This window comes from Flavobacteriales bacterium (genome assembly GCA_016699575.1).
In the GTDB taxonomy this organism is placed as follows: Bacteria; Bacteroidota; Bacteroidia; order Flavobacteriales_F; family PHOS-HE28; genus PHOS-HE28.
This window is the reverse complement of record CP064979.1, coordinates 3,598,784-3,615,691: the sequence shown is the minus strand read 5'-3', so window position 1 is coordinate 3,615,691 and position 16,908 is coordinate 3,598,784. Positions and strand designations below refer to the sequence as shown.

The following is a 16,908-nucleotide window of genomic DNA, read 5'->3' as shown; positions in this document are numbered from 1 at the left end:
GCGTGGCTCAGCCTTGGCGCTCTTTGCGTCTTCGCGGTCCCAAGCACGGCCGCGCTATCCTTGTTGCATGCCGCGCCTTCTGATCATCACACTCCTTGGCGGGTTTGCCATGCTGGCCCGCTCGCAACCGGTTGACATCCTCCGATACGTGGACCCCATGATCGGCACGCAGCGCATGGGCCATGTGTACCCCGGCGCCACAGCACCGTTCGGCATGGTGCAGCTGAGCCCCGACACCGACACGATCCCCTATGCGGTGGACGGCAAGTACAATCCCAAGGTGTACGGAACATGTTCGGGCTACCAGTACGACGACAGCACCATCGTCGGCTTCAGCCACACGCACTTCAGCGGTACCGGCCACAGCGACCTCGGCGACATCCTCCTGATGCCTACGCAAGGGCCGTTGCAACTGATCCCCGGCACAGCGGCCGATCCCAAGAGCGGGTTCCGCTCGGTGTTCCACCACAAGAACGAGAAGGCCGTTCCCGGCAAGTACGAGGTGCTGTTGGAAGACCACGGCATCAAAGCAGAACTCACAGCGACCACGCGTGTCGGCATGCATCGCTACACCTTCCCCAAGTCCGACACTGCACACGTCATCCTCGACCTGGTGCACGGCATTTACAACCACGCTGACAAGAACGTGTGGACGTTCGTACGCGTCGAGAACGACACACTGGTGACGGGCTATCGGCAAACCAACGGCTGGGGCCGCACGCGCACAGTGTACTTCGCCATGGTGTTCAGCCAACCCATCGTGCAGTATGGCCAACAACCCGATGCACGGCCCACCGAATACCGCGGCTTCTGGCGGAAGTTCGACCAGACCAAGAACTTCCCAGAGATGGCCGGCAGGCAGTTGCGCGCGTGGTTCGACTTCACTCTTCCGATCGAGACGCCTCAGCTATGGGTGAAAGTTGCGCTGAGCGGTGTTAGTACGGATGGAGCCTTGAAGAACTTGAAGGCCGAAGTGCCCCATTGGGGCTTCGACCACATTGTGCACGGAACACAGGAGGCTTGGCGGAACGAACTGTCGCGCATCTGTATCGAGAGCAAGCGGCCCGAGGTGCTGACCAACTTCTACACGGCCATGTACCACGCCTGCCTCTCGCCCACCGTTTACCAGGATGTGGATGGTCAGTACCGCGGCCTCGACCAGAACATCCACACGGCGGAAGGCTTCACCAACCACGGCACGTTCTCGCTGTGGGACACCTACCGTGCATTGCACCCGCTCTTCAACGTCATCCAGCGGAAGCGCTCCAGCGACTTCGTGAATTCGATGCTCGCGCTTTGGGATCAGAGCGCACACAACATGCTGCCCATCTGGAGCCACCACGCCAACGAGAACTGGTGCATGATCGGCTATCATGCCGTGAGCGTGATCGCAGATGCGGACGTAAAGGGCGTCACTGGTTTCGATCGGAAGAAGGCCCTAGAAGCATGCTTGAGCACCTCGGAGGTCCCCTACTTCGATGGCCTCGGAGCCTATCACTCATACGACTATGTGCCTGAGGACTTGAGTGGGGCAAGCGTATCGAAGACCTTGGAGTATGCCTATGACGATTGGTGCATTGACCAATTCGCCACGCGCTGGACCAAGGCCGAAATTGAGCGCAATCCGTTCTTCGATCCTGACGAACCGTTCGGTTTCGCACAGCGTGCCCAGCTCTACCGCAACGTCTTCGACACCATCAGCGGTTTCATGCGCCCGCGGCTTTCCGATGGTTCGTTCCTAAAGGACTTCGACCCGCTGGACACCCACCAGAAAGGCTTCATTGAAGGCAACGCTTGGAACTACAGCCTGTACGTGCCGCATGAGCCTGAAGAGTTGGTGCAACTGATGGGCGGGAAGCAGCGCTTCGGCTTGCACCTCGATTCGCTCTTCACCATGAAGCTCGACGACAAGTACTTCGAAAAAACAGAGGACATCACGCGCGACGGCATCATGGGCAACTACGTGCATGGCAACGAACCCAGCCACCACGTGCCCTACCTCTACAATTACACCGACTGGCCTTGGATGACGGGCTTCCGCGTACGTCAGGTCATGGATGCGATGTACAAGCCCAAGCCCGACGGCCTGAGCGGCAACGACGACTGCGGACAAATGAGCGCTTGGTACATCTTCAGTGCATTGGGCTTCTACCCCATGTGCCCGGGCAGCGACCAATACGAGCTGGGTGCACCGATCGTGGACCGTGCAACGATCCCGCTGCCCGATGGCAAGACCTTCACGGTGGTGGCGAAGAACCAAAGCCCGAAGAACATGTACGTGCGCAGCGTTCTTCTCAACGGTCAACCGATCTACGGTCGCACCATCACTCATGCGGACGTCATGGCCGGTGGAATCTTGGAGTTCCGCATGGCCCCAACGCCACCGAAACGTTGAGCAAGACATCTGCAGCCATGACCTTCACGTTGCGTCCCTTCGAGCAAACCGACCTGCCTGCATTGGTGAAGCATGCCAACGACGCCACCATTGCGGCCTTCCTCTCCGACGCCTTCCCGCATCCGTACACCGAGGAGCACGGTCGCAATTTCCTGGAAGAGGCCATCAACAAGAACCCACCACTGAGGCGTTGCATCGACCTTGACGGTGAGTGCTGCGGCGCCATCGGCCTGCATCCTAAACCCGACCTCTGGCGCTCCAATCTTGAGCTCGGCTATTGGCTCGGAAAGCCGTACCGTGGCCAAGGCATCATGACGGAAGCCATCCGCCAGATGGTGCAGCTCGGTTTCAGGACCTTTCCCGACATCAACCGCATCTACGCCTCAACCTTCGTTGCGAACGTGGCGAGCCAGCGTGTGCTGGAAAAAGCCGGCCTCCAGCGCGAAGCGGAACTGAAAGGCACCATCGTGAAGAACGGTGTGGTGCACGATGAATTGATCTATTCGATCCGCAGAAGCTGAAGCTCAGGACCACTGGGGTTCACCGGCTTCGAACTCGCGCACGTTGAAGCGCACCACGTCCTCCACTTGTCCGTTGCGGGCGTATTCCGCACGTTGGCGATCGCTGCTGTTACCTTGGGTGCAGATGTCGCGCAGGCATTGCAGGTGGTGCTCCTCGCCTTGCGCCCGGAAGTGCGGTTCCAGTCGGGCGAGCCGTTCCACGATCGCGTCGCGAAGCGGCCGCACGCTCATGTCCGCCGGGTGGATCACCGCTGCATCGAGCCCGAAACGCAGGGCGCGCCACTTGTTCTCACGCAGCACCCAGCGCACGGGGATCCCGGGCGCGGGCCCATCTTCCACCTGTTGTTCATCGCGCATGTACGCAGCATTGGCCTGTATGTAGGCGGTGATGGCTCCGAGTTCGGCCATTGTAGCCGGTCCATCGCAAATGCGGATCTCCAAGGTGCCGTACCCGGGGCTGGGCCGCAGGTCCCACCAGATGTCCTTCATGCTGTTGATGGAACCGGTGCGCAGCATATCGTTGTACACCATGTTGAATTCTGACCAGTCGCGCACGAGCACCGGAAGCCCTGACGTGGGATGCGCCTCGTACACGGTGGGACGACTGGCGCACAGACCGGTATCCACCCCGCGCCAGAACGGGGAGCTGGCCGAGAGCGCGATGAGGTGCGGCACCAGGTGCAGGAAAGCGTTCATGTACCGGATGCAGGCATCGCCCGATGGCAGGCCCACGTGCACGTGAAGTCCGTAAACGGCCATGCGGCGGATGAGCCACTGGTTGCGATCGAGCAGTTGCTGGTAGCGCTCGCTGTCCATCACCAGTCGGTCGTTGTAATCGGCCAACGGGTGCGTGCCCGTGCCTGCGAAGCGCAAGCCCAACGCGTCGCTCACCTTTCTGACGTTCAGCAACGTTGCCGAAAGGTCGTCCACTGCTTCCCGGGCGGTGGTACAGATGCCGGTGATCAGTTCGATGGTACTGCGGAACATTTCCTTGGCCAGCCGGGCATCCTGCACCGAAGCAAGGATCTCCGGAGCACGCGGTGTCAATCGCATGGTGCGGCCATCGAGCACCTGCAGTTCAAGTTCAACGCCCAAGGTGTGCGGGCGCGCGCTCGGAATGAATGCCAAACTCACATCGTTCATCATTGTCGGACAATGTAAGTGCGACGGGATGAACCAATTCACCCCATGCAACGCACGCTGGGCGTGGCATCCCCGCCGTCCCGACCAATGGGAGTAGTTTCGCGCCGCGTCGCCTGCCATTCACACCGTGCTGATGCGCGGTGAGGTACGCCTTGTCGATCGGACCGGATGCCGCCTATCCGGCGGACCGGTCCCTGGGCCTAGGGCCCGGTGCCCAAGACCCCTTGTGGAACATGTGGACAGGTATTGACCTGCCCGCGCAATAATCCTGATCATGGATGACATCCTTCGCGGTTCGTTGATCATTTCCGGTTCGGCAGTGCTCGGTGCCGCAGCGGGTTGGACGTTCGCCACCACCCTGCTCGAACAAGCCCGCAGTCGCGCAGCCGCGCGCGGCTCGCGCACGGGCCTCGCGTTCGTGCAGGCTTTCCGGGGCCTGCTCCCGCTATGGGGCGCGCTCATACCGTTGCGGGTGGTACCACGGTACCTGGCGCATCCGATGGAACCCCTGCTTACCGATGCGGTCTTCATCGCGCTCGTGCTCTCGGTGTGCCTCTTCGTATCGCGCGCCATGATCGGATGGTTGCGCGCAGCATTCGGGGAATTGAACGGCCAGGGCCGGTCGGCCTCCATCCTCGGCATCATCGTGCGCGCCATAGTGTTCACCATAGGAGGACTGGTGATCCTGCACGACCTGGGCATCTCCATCACGCCCATCGTTACGGCCCTCGGTGTGGGCGGCCTGGCCGTGGCCCTCGCACTGCAAGGCACTCTGGCCAATCTATTCGCAGGCCTCCAGCTCCTCGCTTCGCGGCAACTGAGGGTGGGCGATTTCGTGAAGCTGGGTTCCGGGGACGAGGGGTTCGTTACGGACATTACTTGGCGCAACACCACCATAAGGGCCTTGCCCAACCATTTGGTGGTGGTGCCGAATGTGAAGCTGGCCGATTCCATCCTCCTGAACTACGACCAGCCTGACCCGGAGGTAGCGGTGCTTGTGCAGGTAGGCGTGAGCTACGACAGCGACCTGGAAAAAGTGGAATCGGCGACCGTGGGAGCGGCCCGGGAAGTGATGCGCGACCTGCAACCGGGCATCAAGGACTTCGATCCGTTCGTGCGGTTCCACACGTTCGGTCCTTCCAGCATCGACATGTCAGTGATCATGCGGGCAGTTCAATACACCGACCGTTACGAACTGATGCACGCGTTCATCAAGAAACTCCAACAGCGCTATCGCAGCGAGGGGATCACCATCCCCTTCCCCATCCGCACAGTACGTCTGGAGAACATTACACCCGAAGCACCATGAGCAGGACGATCATCGTTTCGAACCGATTGCCCTTCCGGTTCACCGAGCGCGAAGGCCGGATAACGGCCACCCCGAGCGCCGGTGGTCTGGTGAGCAGCATCGGCTCATACCTCGACCTGCGCGGCCAGAACGGCAAGGACGGCGGGGGGCGGCCCGTGTGGGCCGGTGCGACGGAACTGCGATCGCGCAAGGTTGCCCGGCACCTTGCCAATGGCGAACAATTCGTGAACGGGCACTACGACGTGGTGCCGATCACGATGCCCGACACCGTGCGCGACCGCCATTACAACGGGTTCTCGAACGATACCCTTTGGCCCCTCTTCCACTATTTCCCGTCGTTGGCCCAATATGACCAGGATTGGTTCGACCATTACCGCGCCGCCAACGAGCTCTTCGCAGAACAGCTGGCGGGCACGTTGCGGCCCGATGACCGTGTATGGGTCCACGACTACCACCTGATGCTGCTCCCCGCCCTGCTCCGCGAACGCTTCCCCGACCAGGCCATCGCGTTCTTCCTGCACATCCCGTTCCCTTCCTACGAGGTGTTCAGGTTGCTGCCCGATACGTGGCGCAAAGCACTGCTCGAAGGCCTGCTCGGTTCGGACCTTGTCGGGTTCCAAACGCACGATCACGTGAAGTACTTCCTGGAATCGGTGCAGCGATCATTAGGCCACGAGATCGATGTGCACACGGTGAGGAGCGCGGCACACACTGCCGAGGCTGAGGCCTTCCCCGTGAGCATCGATCCCGATCGGTTCAGCGGCATGTTCGATGATACCGCCGTGGTGAAGGAGAAGAACCTGCTGCGGAAGAACACGCAGGGACGCAAACTGGTCCTTTCCATCGATCGGCTCGATTACACGAAAGGCATCCTTCAACGGTTGGAGGCTTTCGAGAAGATGCTTGATCGCGCACCGGAGCACCGCGCACAGGTGACCTATCTGCTCAACATCGTTCCATCGCGCCACACCATCAGCCGCTATCGCGACCTCAAGGAACGGATCGAATCGTCCGTGAGCCGGATCAACGGGAAATACGGGAGCATGGACTGGCAGCCCGTGGTCTACCAATACCGCCACCTCGACCATAAGCTCCTCATCGCCATGTACAGCGCGGCCGACATTGCGCTGATCACGCCCATGCGCGATGGGATGAACCTGGTGGCCAAGGAATACGTGGCCACCCGGCGCGACAAGCGGGGCGTGCTCATTCTCAGCGAAACCGCCGGAGCAGCATACGAGCTGGGTGGCGCCCTCATCGTGAACCCGACCGACACCAACGCGATCGCCGACGCCATCGAAACCGCGATGACCATGCCCGCGGAAGAGCAGACCGAACGCATGCGCGGCATGCAGCAACGCTTGGTGCGCTACGATGTCACGAGATGGGCGGACGACCTGCTGAGCCAATTGGATTCGGCCGTGGCATTGCGCCGGCAACTGCAGGTGAAATTGATGACCGAGGACCAGCGGAACGCCGTTCTGCGCGATCTGAGCACCGCCCCTTCGCGTTGGTTGGTCCTGGACCACGATGGCACGCTGGTACCGTTCGCCCAACGGCCCGAGGACGCCAAACCGGGCCGCGCACTGCTCGCCGACCTGGCCGTGCTCTGTGCCGATGAACGCAACAATGTGGCCATTGTGAGCGGTCGTGGTCGCGACCGGCTCCAGGAATGGTACGGCGCACTGCCGGTGCATCTGATCGCCGAGCACGGGGCCTTCGTACGCGCACCGGGTGGGGCATGGACAGCCGCCCCGGCGCGCACCGAATGGAAAGAGAACCTGATCGAGATCTTCAACCAGTTCTGTGACCGGTGCCCGGGGGCCCTCGTGGAAACGAAGGAAACCGCAATGGCCTGGCACTACCGCGGCGCACAAGTGGAACTGGGCTTCCGCCGCTCGCGCGAACTCGTGGCCGTGCTCAGCGACCTGTCCCGCTCGTATGACTTCCAGGTCATTGAAGGCCACAAGGTCATCGAAGCTCGTTCGACCGGCATCGACAAGGGATCGGCCATGGGCGCGCTGCTCGCGCGCCACCCGGCACCGTTCATCATGGCCATTGGCGACGACCGCACGGATGAAGACCTCTTCAAAGCGCTACCCGTGGACGCGGTGAGCATTCGTGTGGGAATGGTCCCCAGCTTCGCACGGTTCAACGTCCGACGACATGATGATGTGCTGGCCCTCATCCGGCAAATGGTGGCTGTGCGCGACCCGATCGCACGCCAGGCCGTATGATCGCAGACCGTAATGATGATCCGATCCCTGCGCCGACGCCTCTTCGGTGAGCACACTTCGCTCATCCTGGCCAGTGTGGTCATCGGATTGCTTGCCGCGCTGGCGGCCGTGGCGCTGAAGAGCGGCGTGAACGAACTGACCCGGCTGCTGCACGGCTACCTCTTCGGTGACCGGCGTGAACTGCTCACCCTGGTCATCCCAACGTTGGGCATACTGCTCTGCGTGCTCTTCACGCACTACTGGCTCAAGGGCGATCTCGGACGGGGGCTCCCCAGCCTTCTGCGCAACATCAAGGAGAACGAAAGTGTGGTCCAAACGCACAAGCTCTACTCACAGGTCATTACCAGTATTCTCACCATGGGTGCCGGGGGATCGGCCGGGATGGAGGCGCCCATCGCTTCCACCGGCGCTGCGTTCGGCAGCAAGGTGGCCGTATGGCTCAAGTTCGACAAGGCCACGCGCACGCTGCTGCTGGCGTGCGGTTCTGCGGCAGGCATCTCGGCCATCTTCAACGCGCCCATCGCCGGGGCCATCTTCGCCATGGAGGTGCTGTTGGTGAACGTGGCCATTCCGCAGGTGGTGCCGGTGCTCATCAGTTCGGCTTCAGCCGCGTTCCTCTCCAGCCTCATCTACAAGGGTCAGCCGTTCGTGCTCATCAGCGATTCGTGGAGCGCGGCTGCGTTGCCGTGGTACATCGGGCTGGCTTTCTTCGGGGCCTTCGTGTCCATGTGGTGCATCCGCAGCTACTTCGTGGTGGGTGAACAACTGAACAGGGTGAAGTCGCCCTTCGCACGGGCGTTGACGGGCGGGGGACTGCTCGGAGCGCTCATCCTCTTCTTCCCACCGTTGCTCGGCGAAGGCTACGATAGCGTTGAACACCTGCTGCTGCGCACCACCGCACCGCTCACCGCCCATTCGCCGTTCATCCTTCCGTTGGGCCAATGGAGCCTTGAGGCACTGGCGCTGGGCCTGCTGCTGCTCAAGGCGATCGCAACTTCACTTACAGTGCACGCCGGTGGCAACGGTGGCATGTTCGGCAGTTCGCTTTTTACCGGTGCCATGACCGGTTTCGCCTTTGCGCACGGCGCGAACCTGCTCGGACTTGCCCACCTGAACGAGGTCAATTTCATCGTGGTGGGCATGGCCGCCGTGCTGAGCGGTACCATCCACGTTCCGCTCACGGCCATCTTCCTCATTGCCGAGATCACGGGCGGCTACGCGCTCTTTGTGCCCCTGATGATCGTATCCGCGTTGAGCTATTTCATCTCGCGGTCCTTGGTCGGTTATTCGGTGTACAACCGGCCCAAGTGAACATTCCATCCTCGCTAGGCAACGGCGCCCATGGCCGACGTGTCATGGCACCGATGCGTTCCTCCTCCCTCCTCGCCTGCTGCCTGACCGCAGCCGCCAGCGCCCAACAGACCTCCGTCCTCTTCCTCGGCAACAGCTACACTTCCGTCAACGACCTGCCCGGGTTGGTGCAGCAGTTGGCCCTCAGTATGGGCGACACCGTGAACGTGCAGATGGTGGCGCCCGGTGGTTTCACCTTGTATGAGCACAGCACCACGCTAGCATCGATCAACGCCATCAACGCGCAAGCGTGGGACTTCGTGGTGATGCAGGAGCAAAGCCAGTTGGGGGCGTTGCCTGATGCCGTGACCGGTTCGGCCGGTGATGCCACTGCTCTGGCCAATATCATCGCCGCCAACGACAGTTGCACCGTGCCGGTGTACTACATGACCTGGGGCCGGCAAACGGGCGACATGATGAACTGCGCCAATTTCCCCTTCATGTGCACCTACGAGGGCATGCAGCTCGGACTGCGCGACAATTACATCGGCTTTGCGGAGGACAACAACGGATGGACCGCACCCGTGGGCATGGCCTGGCGCGAGGTGCAGAACACGCATCCGTTCATTGAACTCTTCCAGACCGATGGCAGCCATCCCAACATCAACGGCAGTTACCTCGCGGCTGCGGTCATGTACTGCACGCTCTTCGGGCAGAGCTGCGCCGGAGCGTCGTTCAACAGCACCCTGCAACCCGATTCGGCCGCCATCCTCCGCAGCATTGCCAGCAGCATGGTGCTCGATAGCGCCAGCACCTGGAACCTCGACAACGGCAGCATGCCCAACGCCGCCCCCACCGGCAGCAGCAGCAATGGCGCCTATGACATCACCTGGCAACATTCCGGACTGGGCATCCACCTGTGGTCGTGCAGCAACGGCCAGACTTCCACCGCCCCCGATCCCACGTTCACCTTCGCCGGGCCGGGTATCTATTCATTCACGCACCAGTACACCGATGCATGCGGCAGAAGCGCCGAAGCCTCTTGGACCCTGGAGGTGTTCGGCATCGGCATCGATGAGACCGATGGCAAATCTTCTTACCAAGTACGGATGGATGCGGACGGGAACTTGACCGTCACCGGAGCCATAGGGCCGGAACGATTGCGCGTGTTCGATGCGCAGGGCCGCGTGCTGTTCGATGGTATGCTCACCAGCACCATCGCATTGCCCAAAGGGACCGCTCCGGGTTTGCTCTTGTGGACCATCACCCACCGCAACGTGTTCCGTTCCGGCAAAGTGGTGCGCTGAGCAGGTCACTCCTTCACAAAGCGCGTGCTCAGGCTTTCGTCATCGCCCGACAGTTCGAGCACGTAGAGGCCGGAGCGCAGGTGCTGCACATCGAGCTCACTCCCGTTCACGACGGTGCTCATCACCAAGCGGCCGCTGCTGTCGTGGATGCGGAGCTGACCGGTCGTTGGTTCGTTGAAGCGCAGCACATCCGCCACCGGGTTCATCAGCAGGATCCGTTCCTCCTCTTCAACAACGGGAACGCCAGTGCTGAAGTCGTCGAACACGCGCTCGTAGGTATCTGCATAACCATAGGTGCCACCGCACGCGCTCACAGCGTCCCAGTTGATGCTCCACGTCATCATGCCGCGCAGCGTGGGATAACCGCCGGGCTGTTGTAGCGTGTAGGCACCGGGCTGCGGTCCTTGTCCGAGGAGGTACTCCATCGCGGCACGCACGGTGGCAGTGTCCACGTAACCCCCACCAGCGGCCGCGTTGCATGCGGGTAAACCCACGGCGACCTTCTCCGGTGGAAGTCCCACGAAGTAGCCACCTGAAGTGTTGAAGCCTTGGATGACAGCTTCGGTCTGGCTCACGATGAAATCGGCTGTGCCTTGGCTGTAGATGTTGCCATCGATGCCGTACATGCTCCCGCTGTTGTACAGCTGCACGTGCAGGATGTCGAGCGAATCACGAAGCGCATCGATGATGGGCAGGTAGGCGCCCCAGATGCCGCCGAACGCGCTCTGCCCGCCCTGCACATAGGCGGTCTCCGGCGCCATCGTCAGGAACATCTTGTTACCTGTCGCCTGGCGATAGTCGACCATCACTTCCTGCATGGCGCCGATGAACCGGATGATGTTGCTGTCCACCGGCGCTGCGATGGTGCCGCCCGTGGTGGCCACCGACGCGCCCTCCAGGTCGATGTCCACGCCATCGAGGTGCCAGGTCTGCAACAGCGTGTGCATGAGGTAGATGAAGGTCTGCTTTTCCTGCTCGCTGTTCAGTTGCACTGTGGCGTTGGCGCCGCCGATGCTGGCCAATACCTTCTTGCCGTGTGCGCGCAGGGTGTCAACACGGGCGATAAAGTCAGCAGGCACATCTTGCGATGGCACGAACTCCATGGCGTAGGTGGTGCCGACTATCGGCTCGGCAAAGGCGAGGTTGATGATGGTGTAGCGCGGGTCCACCTGGTCGAGATGGAAGTACGGCGCATTGGCATCGTTCCAGTTGTGCCAGTAGCCGATGAGGTCGGGGCCTTGGGCATGGAGCGCAACGGTGCAGGCCGAGAGTTGAACGGCAACGAAGCAGCGTAAGGTCGATATCATGCGTCGAATGTAGAGCAGCACCTACGCGGCCTACCTTCGATGCATGCGGACAGCAGGTTTCCTCCTACCAACCCTCTTTCTCGTGCCGATGTGCGCCACGGCCACCATCTGGCAGGTGGGCCCGGGCCAGACCTACACCATGCCGAGCCAGGTGACGGGACTGGTCAACGACGGCGATACGGTGGACATTGAAGCGGGCACCTACCCCAGCGACGTGGCGCCATGGACAGCGGACAACCTGCTGCTGCGCGGCGTGGGCGGCTTCGCCCGCATGGAAAGCAACGGCTTCGCGTGGGCTGACAAGGCCATTTGGGTCATTTCCGGCAACAACACCACGGTGGAGTGGATCGAATTCAGCGAATGCAGCGTGCCCGACCAGAACGGGGCGGGCATCCGGCAGGAAGGCGCCAACCTCACCGTGCGCAACTGCTGGTTCCACCACAACGAGAACGGCATCCTGGCCAATGAGGTGCACCCGAGCACCATTCGCATCGAACACACCGAGTTCGGCTACAACGGCTACGGCGATGGGCAGAGCCACAACCTGTACATCAACAACGTGGACACGCTCATCTATCGCTACAACTACAGCCACCACGCGCACGTGGGCCACGAGCTGAAGAGCCGCGCCTGGGTGAACATCATCGAATACAGCCGCTTCAGCAACGAGGCCGATGGCGATGCCAGCCGCGAGCTGGACCTGCCCAACGGAGGACGCGCGTTCGTCATCGGCAACATCATCCAACAAGGGCCACTCGGCCAGAACAGCAATTTGGTGGGTTACGGCCTCGAAGTGCTCACCAACCCCGGCGCGCACCAGCTCTATGCCATCAACAACACGCTGGTGAACGAGAAGAACACCGGCACGTTCTTCCACACCCCGAGCGGCGTCCTCCTGAAGGCCTACAACAACATCATGGCCGGTGGCGGCACGTTCATGAACGCGTGGCCGCTGGGCGTTGACACGTTGGGCAACCTGTACAACATCCCCATCGCCTCGCTCCTCTTCGCAGACGCGGCACTGTACGACTACCACATCGATGCGGCATCACCTGCGCGCTACATCGGATATCCGGCCGGCATGGCGGGCACCTATCCGCTCGTGGCTTGGGACGAATACGTCCATCCCGTGAGCAGTGTTGTGCGGTGCCAGCACGCCACGCTCTGCGCAGGGGCTTATGAGTTCTGTCCGACTTCCGTGGTGGAACAGGGCGCCGATGAACTGCGCATCCGGCCGAACCCTGCCGGCGACCTCGTGTTCGTTGACCTGCCCGTGGGCACACAGCAACTGGAACTGTTGGACGCATGCGGCCGTCTGCTGCGTGCATGGAGCACCAACGGCGGCGCTACCCTGCGGATCGATCTGTCGGACTTCAGCCACGGTCCGCTGCTACTGCGTGTGCAAGGCGAGCGCTCCGTAAGCGTGCACACGTTGGTGAAGGAGTGAAGGAGCTTCAGCGCGGCTCACGTTCGGCCGTCCCCCACTCTTGCACGACAGCACGTGTGCGCGCATCGAGGTCGGCGAAGAGCGCTTCCTCCAAGCCTCCCGTGTTACCACGCTCGAAGACGCGCGTGAACCGACCATGCTGCAAGAGGTGGATGCGGTCGCACAAGGCCACCAACGGCCCCAGTACGTGCGAGGTGATGAGCACTGTGCGACCGCGCTCGGCCAAACGCTTGATGATGGCTTCGAGCACGCGCACCGAGGCTAGGTCAAGCCCGTTCATCGGTTCATCGAGCAACAGCACTTCGCGCTCCAAGCGCAGCACCCCCAGTAGGACGAGTTTGCGCTTCATGCCCGTTGAGTACGTGCTGATGAGCTGATCCAGCGGGACTTCCAGCAAGGTGTTCAACGCTTGTGCATCGCTTGAAGCGGTTGAAGGCATGAAGAGGTCGAGGTATTCGCCGCCGGTGATGCCGGGGTGGAAATAGCTCTCGGCTTCCTGGAAGGCGCTGTTGCCGTGGAACAGGTCTTCCTCTTTCCACTGCACGCTGGCCTCAGGGTTCCGACCGAAGCCGTAAAGCGCGTTGAGCAGCGTGGTCTTGCCCGCACCGTTGAGGCCCACGATGCCGTGCACGCCGGGCGCCATCGCGTGGTGCGGGATGTCGAGCACGGGCTTGTCGCCGTATGAGCAACGGAGGTCAGTGATGGTGAGCATCGAAATAGGTGTTGAGATTGGCCCGCGCGTTGCGCAGCTCACTCAGGAGCATCAAGAGCGGCACCAGTGAAAGCCCGGGAAGGATGGCGACGACCATGGCGATGCCGGTGTTGACGCCGTTGGCCGAGAGCCGTTCGTTGGGGCGGTAGTGCGCGTACTTCAGCACCGCGGCATAGGCCACCAGCACCGCCATGCCGATGGCGAAGAGCCCGTGGATCCACCACCACTCCGGCTTGAAGACCGTGGCACCAACGACCACCGGCAGCACGACCAAGGCCATGAGCCCCGCCGAGCCGAACAGTTTCCGCCGGAGAAAGTCGCGGGTGTTGGACGCCGTGGCCAGCAGCATTGCGCGCGGCTCGCACAGCTCTTGCGCACCAACGACCATCATCACCAAGATGCCTACCAAAAAGAGCGGCAGCAACGGCAGCCAGCAGAACGCCAATGCCGCGAGCCAAAGCACCAAGACCCACGGATGCGCGCCTTGCAGCATGCTCTTCCACTCGAACAGGTGCGCGGGAATACGCTTGCGCCACCACGCCCCGCGCACGCCACTGCTGCGCACCACAGGCAACCACGGCAGCGCGCACGCCAACAGCACGACGGCCGACCACACGATGGCCGGGGTGACCAGCAAAGCGAGCAACACCGGAAGCACCAATGCACCGTACTCCAGCAGCAGGGCCAGGCGGGCTTGTTGCACATGGCGGTGCAGGAACGGCAGGTCGGGACGGCGTTGGTGAAGGCCCCACACCACGAGCAACGTGCCCACGGCGATGTAGGGCGCGCGTGTGGCATCGGCCTGCACGGCATTACGCACCACGGTCCAAACGGAGAGCGCTGCCACTGCAACGAACCACATGCCATAGACCGGCCATGCGCGCCGCAGTTGCAACCAGCGCAGGTGCAAGAGCACCGTGGGCGATGGGGTGTGCGTGTTCACGAGGGCAAGATGGTGGATACATCATGTGCAGCTTCGGTCAACTACATGAGCGGCGTGGTGATCGATCCGCAGATGCCGCAGATGTCGCAGATAGCTCAGCCTATCCTGGTATTCATCTGTGCCATCTGCGACATCTGCTGATAGCCCATTCATCCCGATCTTCGCCGTATGCAACTCCAGAACTACGCCGCCGGCCAATGGTTCACCGGCTCCGGCAAGCAAAGTGAACTCCTCGACGCCATCACCGGCGAGCTCTTCCCTTAGCGACGGATCATTCGTACACGGACACCACGATCCAGGAGCCAACAGGTGTAAGCACCGGGAACCAAGCTGCGGAGGTCGATACCTTCTCCATAGCTGCCTCTGCACACCTCCTTGCCCATTGCGTCCATCATTACGAACTGTTCTTGCGATCCGACTTGTCCGGGAGTACCGATCCACACGATCCCTTCTGCTGGATTGGGTTGAACGGTCAACACTGGCTCTGAGGGTTGCGTGATGCCCGTACTTAGACATTCCGGGATCCAGCTCAATACCGGCGGGCGATCATCGTGTAACAAGGTGATCGTGCCAGGAACGAACGTGCTGTTCGTAACGGCCACATCCGTGATCGACGGGACATGCACCGCGTCCGCGATCGACGTGTTGCTCACGAAACCGCATCCGCTGCCGGTCGCGTCCAGTTCCATCAGCATGTCCTTCTCCATCAAAGCCAGCCCTCCCTGGTCATTGCGGAAGAAGTCCTCCGGCTGGGGGAACCCGATCGGCAATTGCTCTTGCGCGATGATCGAACCGGAGGGACTGAGCCGCAGAACGACCAGTGGCGCGAACAGATCTTTCAACCCGGCGACAAGCAGATCCCCGCCTGGGAGCTCCATGGCTCCTGTAAGCGCGAGCGCTCCACTCGCATCCATGTATTTCCTGCACCAGAGAAGCCCACCACCGGGATCGAGCTTCATCACGAACCCGTTCGCTCCGACCCCGGCATCCGCAGCATGACCCACCACCAACGTTCCACCATCGGCCAGCGCTTCCGTATCGCGCACGTACTCGTTGAACCCGCTCGCCCCGTCCATGTCGAAGAGCTTCAACCATTGCGCACCCAGGCTGTCCATCTTCGTCACGAACATCCTCCGGTTGCCTGGATCGGCAGCAACGACCCCCTGACCGAAAACGATATCCCCACCGTTCACCGCGGTCGCGCTGAAAGCCGTGAATCCGGTCGTTGCCTGCACCGAGACGGTTACGCCGGTGATCATGCCTCCCGCGCTGTCGCCGGCGATGCGTTGGAAACCGTTCGCGATGGACAACGGGGCACTGTATGCCCTGAACGAACCACCCTCGGCGATGACGCTCGCAAGTCGATCCTGGGAGAACGACAAGCCCGGAAAGCCAATGTGCCATTGAACATCACCATTGGGGTCGGTCTTCAGCAGGAAAGGGGGTGCGGCATCGGAAGAGCCGCAGACCAGGAAGCCATCATTCATGCGCACGGCATCATGCATGTAGGACATCAGCGTATTGAGCCGATGGGATCTAGCGTTGGTCACTTGCTGGTTCGCTGTGGTCCACAGCAACTCCACATGACTTGAGTCCCCGTAGTTGATCATGCTCGAATAGCATGTCTGTCCTCCCCCAAGATCGAGGGGCACCGTTCGATCCACTTGGCCTGCAGGATGGTCGAGGCTGTACCGGTTCTGTGCGACCACCGTTGTGCTGATCGCAGTGGAGAATGCCAGGAGCGCGGCGTATGGAGTGTTCATCGGACGGATGACGGCGTAAAGGTGCTTCGGTTGTGCCTCCCACGTGAGCGATAGGAGCAATTGGACCGCACCCCGAGGCCCTGCGAGGGGGACCCTCCCCCCACTCAGAGTTCAGATCGTCCACATATGGCGCAGATGTCACAGATAGCCCATCCCGGATCCGCATTCATCCCGCTAGGGCGGGACAGGTCCTGTGCCATCCGCGAAATCTGCGGATGACCTTCCGTACCGAACTTCGCCACATGCAATTAGAGAACTACGCCAACGGCCAGTGGGAGCCGCTGCGCGGAAGTCTCAAGTCACAAGTCCCAAGGCCCAACCTCAAAGGTGGACCAATACTGAGCATCGAACATTCGACCTTCGCACCATGCAATTAGAGAACTATATCGCGGGCACCTGGGTGAAAGGCTCCGGCAAGCAAGCAGAGCTCATCGATGCCATCACCGGCGACCTCATCGGCACCACCGATCTCAAGACTCAAGTCACAAGGCTCAAGGGTCAATGATCAAGGTGATCCAAACCTGAGCAACGAAC

The 16,908-nt window shown here is 61.5% G+C and carries 13 protein-coding genes; 8 read left to right on the top strand and 5 right to left on the bottom strand.

What is annotated here, in order from left to right; all coding sequences use genetic code 11:
• The first annotated feature begins 67 nt into the window (after window positions 1-67).
• The gene (locus tag IPJ76_15150) at window positions 68-2,395 is read left to right on the top strand and encodes a GH92 family glycosyl hydrolase (GenBank protein QQR85927.1); all 2,328 of its coding nucleotides are present in this window, start codon (window positions 68-70) and stop codon (window positions 2,393-2,395) included.
• A 17-nt stretch (window positions 2,396-2,412) separates the two neighbouring features.
• Window positions 2,413-2,916 carry a GNAT family N-acetyltransferase gene (locus tag IPJ76_15145; protein QQR85926.1) on the top strand — a complete coding sequence of 168 codons (504 nt, stop codon included), beginning with the start codon at window positions 2,413-2,415 and terminating at the stop codon, window positions 2,914-2,916.
• 3 nt (window positions 2,917-2,919) lie between these two features.
• Here IPJ76_15145 and IPJ76_15140 read toward each other — a convergent pair whose 3' ends face one another.
• The gene (locus IPJ76_15140; GenBank protein QQR85925.1) at window positions 2,920-4,062 is read right to left on the bottom strand and encodes a YbdK family carboxylate-amine ligase; all 1,143 of its coding nucleotides are present in this window, start codon (window positions 4,060-4,062) and stop codon (window positions 2,920-2,922) included.
• 271 nt (window positions 4,063-4,333) lie between these two features.
• Between IPJ76_15140 and IPJ76_15135 the strand changes: the two genes are divergently transcribed.
• Genes IPJ76_15135 through IPJ76_15120 form a run of 4 tightly spaced genes read left to right on the top strand, consistent with a single transcriptional unit; the run spans window position 4,334 to window position 10,202 of the window.
• Window positions 4,334-5,368: a mechanosensitive ion channel family protein gene (locus IPJ76_15135; protein QQR85924.1), complete on the top strand. Its 1,035-nt coding sequence runs from the start codon at window positions 4,334-4,336 to the stop codon at window positions 5,366-5,368.
• Complete coding sequence (locus IPJ76_15130; protein ID QQR85923.1) at window positions 5,365-7,605, top strand: bifunctional alpha,alpha-trehalose-phosphate synthase (UDP-forming)/trehalose-phosphatase; 2,241 nt, start codon at window positions 5,365-5,367, stop codon at window positions 7,603-7,605. The genes IPJ76_15135 and IPJ76_15130 overlap by 4 nt, the downstream gene beginning before the upstream one ends.
• Before the next feature lie 12 nt (window positions 7,606-7,617).
• Window positions 7,618-8,916 (top strand): chloride channel protein, encoded by a 1,299-nt coding sequence (locus tag IPJ76_15125; protein ID QQR85922.1) that lies wholly within the window; start codon window positions 7,618-7,620, stop codon window positions 8,914-8,916.
• A gap of 53 nt (window positions 8,917-8,969) precedes the next feature.
• Window positions 8,970-10,202, top strand: coding sequence for a hypothetical protein (locus tag IPJ76_15120; protein QQR85921.1), 1,233 nt, complete (start codon window positions 8,970-8,972; stop codon window positions 10,200-10,202).
• Between the two features lie 5 nt (window positions 10,203-10,207).
• Here IPJ76_15120 and IPJ76_15115 read toward each other — a convergent pair whose 3' ends face one another.
• Window positions 10,208-11,509 (bottom strand): T9SS type A sorting domain-containing protein, encoded by a 1,302-nt coding sequence (locus tag IPJ76_15115; protein QQR85920.1) that lies wholly within the window; start codon window positions 11,507-11,509, stop codon window positions 10,208-10,210.
• A gap of 43 nt (window positions 11,510-11,552) precedes the next feature.
• Between IPJ76_15115 and IPJ76_15110 the strand changes: the two genes are divergently transcribed.
• The gene (locus IPJ76_15110; GenBank protein ID QQR85919.1) at window positions 11,553-12,956 is read left to right on the top strand and encodes a hypothetical protein; all 1,404 of its coding nucleotides are present in this window, start codon (window positions 11,553-11,555) and stop codon (window positions 12,954-12,956) included.
• Window positions 12,957-12,963: 7 nt separating this feature from the next.
• Here IPJ76_15110 and IPJ76_15105 read toward each other — a convergent pair whose 3' ends face one another.
• The 3 genes from IPJ76_15105 to IPJ76_15095 all read right to left on the bottom strand — a co-directional run bounded on the left by IPJ76_15105 (window position 12,964) and on the right by IPJ76_15095 (window position 16,374).
• Entirely contained in the window at window positions 12,964-13,668 is a 705-nt protein-coding gene (locus IPJ76_15105) for an ATP-binding cassette domain-containing protein (GenBank protein ID QQR85918.1), read from the bottom strand.
• Window positions 13,652-14,611, bottom strand: a complete 960-nt coding sequence (locus IPJ76_15100) for a hypothetical protein (GenBank protein QQR85917.1) — start codon at window positions 14,609-14,611, stop codon at window positions 13,652-13,654. The genes IPJ76_15105 and IPJ76_15100 overlap by 17 nt, the downstream gene beginning before the upstream one ends.
• A 260-nt stretch (window positions 14,612-14,871) precedes the next feature.
• Complete coding sequence (locus tag IPJ76_15095; GenBank protein QQR85916.1) at window positions 14,872-16,374, bottom strand: hypothetical protein; 1,503 nt, start codon at window positions 16,372-16,374, stop codon at window positions 14,872-14,874.
• A gap of 367 nt (window positions 16,375-16,741) precedes the next feature.
• On the opposite strand from IPJ76_15095, the gene IPJ76_15090 reads away from it, so the two are divergent.
• Window positions 16,742-16,879 (top strand): hypothetical protein, encoded by a 138-nt coding sequence (locus IPJ76_15090; GenBank protein ID QQR85915.1) that lies wholly within the window; start codon window positions 16,742-16,744, stop codon window positions 16,877-16,879.
• Window positions 16,880-16,908 lie beyond the last annotated feature (29 nt).

Bases quoted from the DNA above. Each gene is read 5' to 3' on its own strand.
- IPJ76_15150 (QQR85927.1), top strand. From the start codon at position 68: ATGCCGCGCCTTCTGATCATCACACTCCTTGGCGGGTTTGCCATGCTG.
- IPJ76_15145 (QQR85926.1), top strand. From the start codon at position 2,413: ATGACCTTCACGTTGCGTCCCTTCGAGCAAACCGACCTGCCTGCATTG.
- IPJ76_15140 (QQR85925.1), bottom strand. From the start codon at position 4,062: ATGATGAACGATGTGAGTTTGGCATTCATTCCGAGCGCGCGCCCGCAC.
- IPJ76_15135 (QQR85924.1), top strand. From the start codon at position 4,334: ATGGATGACATCCTTCGCGGTTCGTTGATCATTTCCGGTTCGGCAGTG.
- IPJ76_15130 (QQR85923.1), top strand. From the start codon at position 5,365: ATGAGCAGGACGATCATCGTTTCGAACCGATTGCCCTTCCGGTTCACC.
- IPJ76_15125 (QQR85922.1), top strand. From the start codon at position 7,618: ATGATGATCCGATCCCTGCGCCGACGCCTCTTCGGTGAGCACACTTCG.
- IPJ76_15120 (QQR85921.1), top strand. From the start codon at position 8,970: ATGCGTTCCTCCTCCCTCCTCGCCTGCTGCCTGACCGCAGCCGCCAGC.
- IPJ76_15115 (QQR85920.1), bottom strand. From the start codon at position 11,509: ATGATATCGACCTTACGCTGCTTCGTTGCCGTTCAACTCTCGGCCTGC.
- IPJ76_15110 (QQR85919.1), top strand. From the start codon at position 11,553: ATGCGGACAGCAGGTTTCCTCCTACCAACCCTCTTTCTCGTGCCGATG.
- IPJ76_15105 (QQR85918.1), bottom strand. From the start codon at position 13,668: ATGCTCACCATCACTGACCTCCGTTGCTCATACGGCGACAAGCCCGTG.
- IPJ76_15095 (QQR85916.1), bottom strand. From the start codon at position 16,374: ATGAACACTCCATACGCCGCGCTCCTGGCATTCTCCACTGCGATCAGC.
- IPJ76_15090 (QQR85915.1), top strand. From the start codon at position 16,742: ATGCAATTAGAGAACTATATCGCGGGCACCTGGGTGAAAGGCTCCGGC.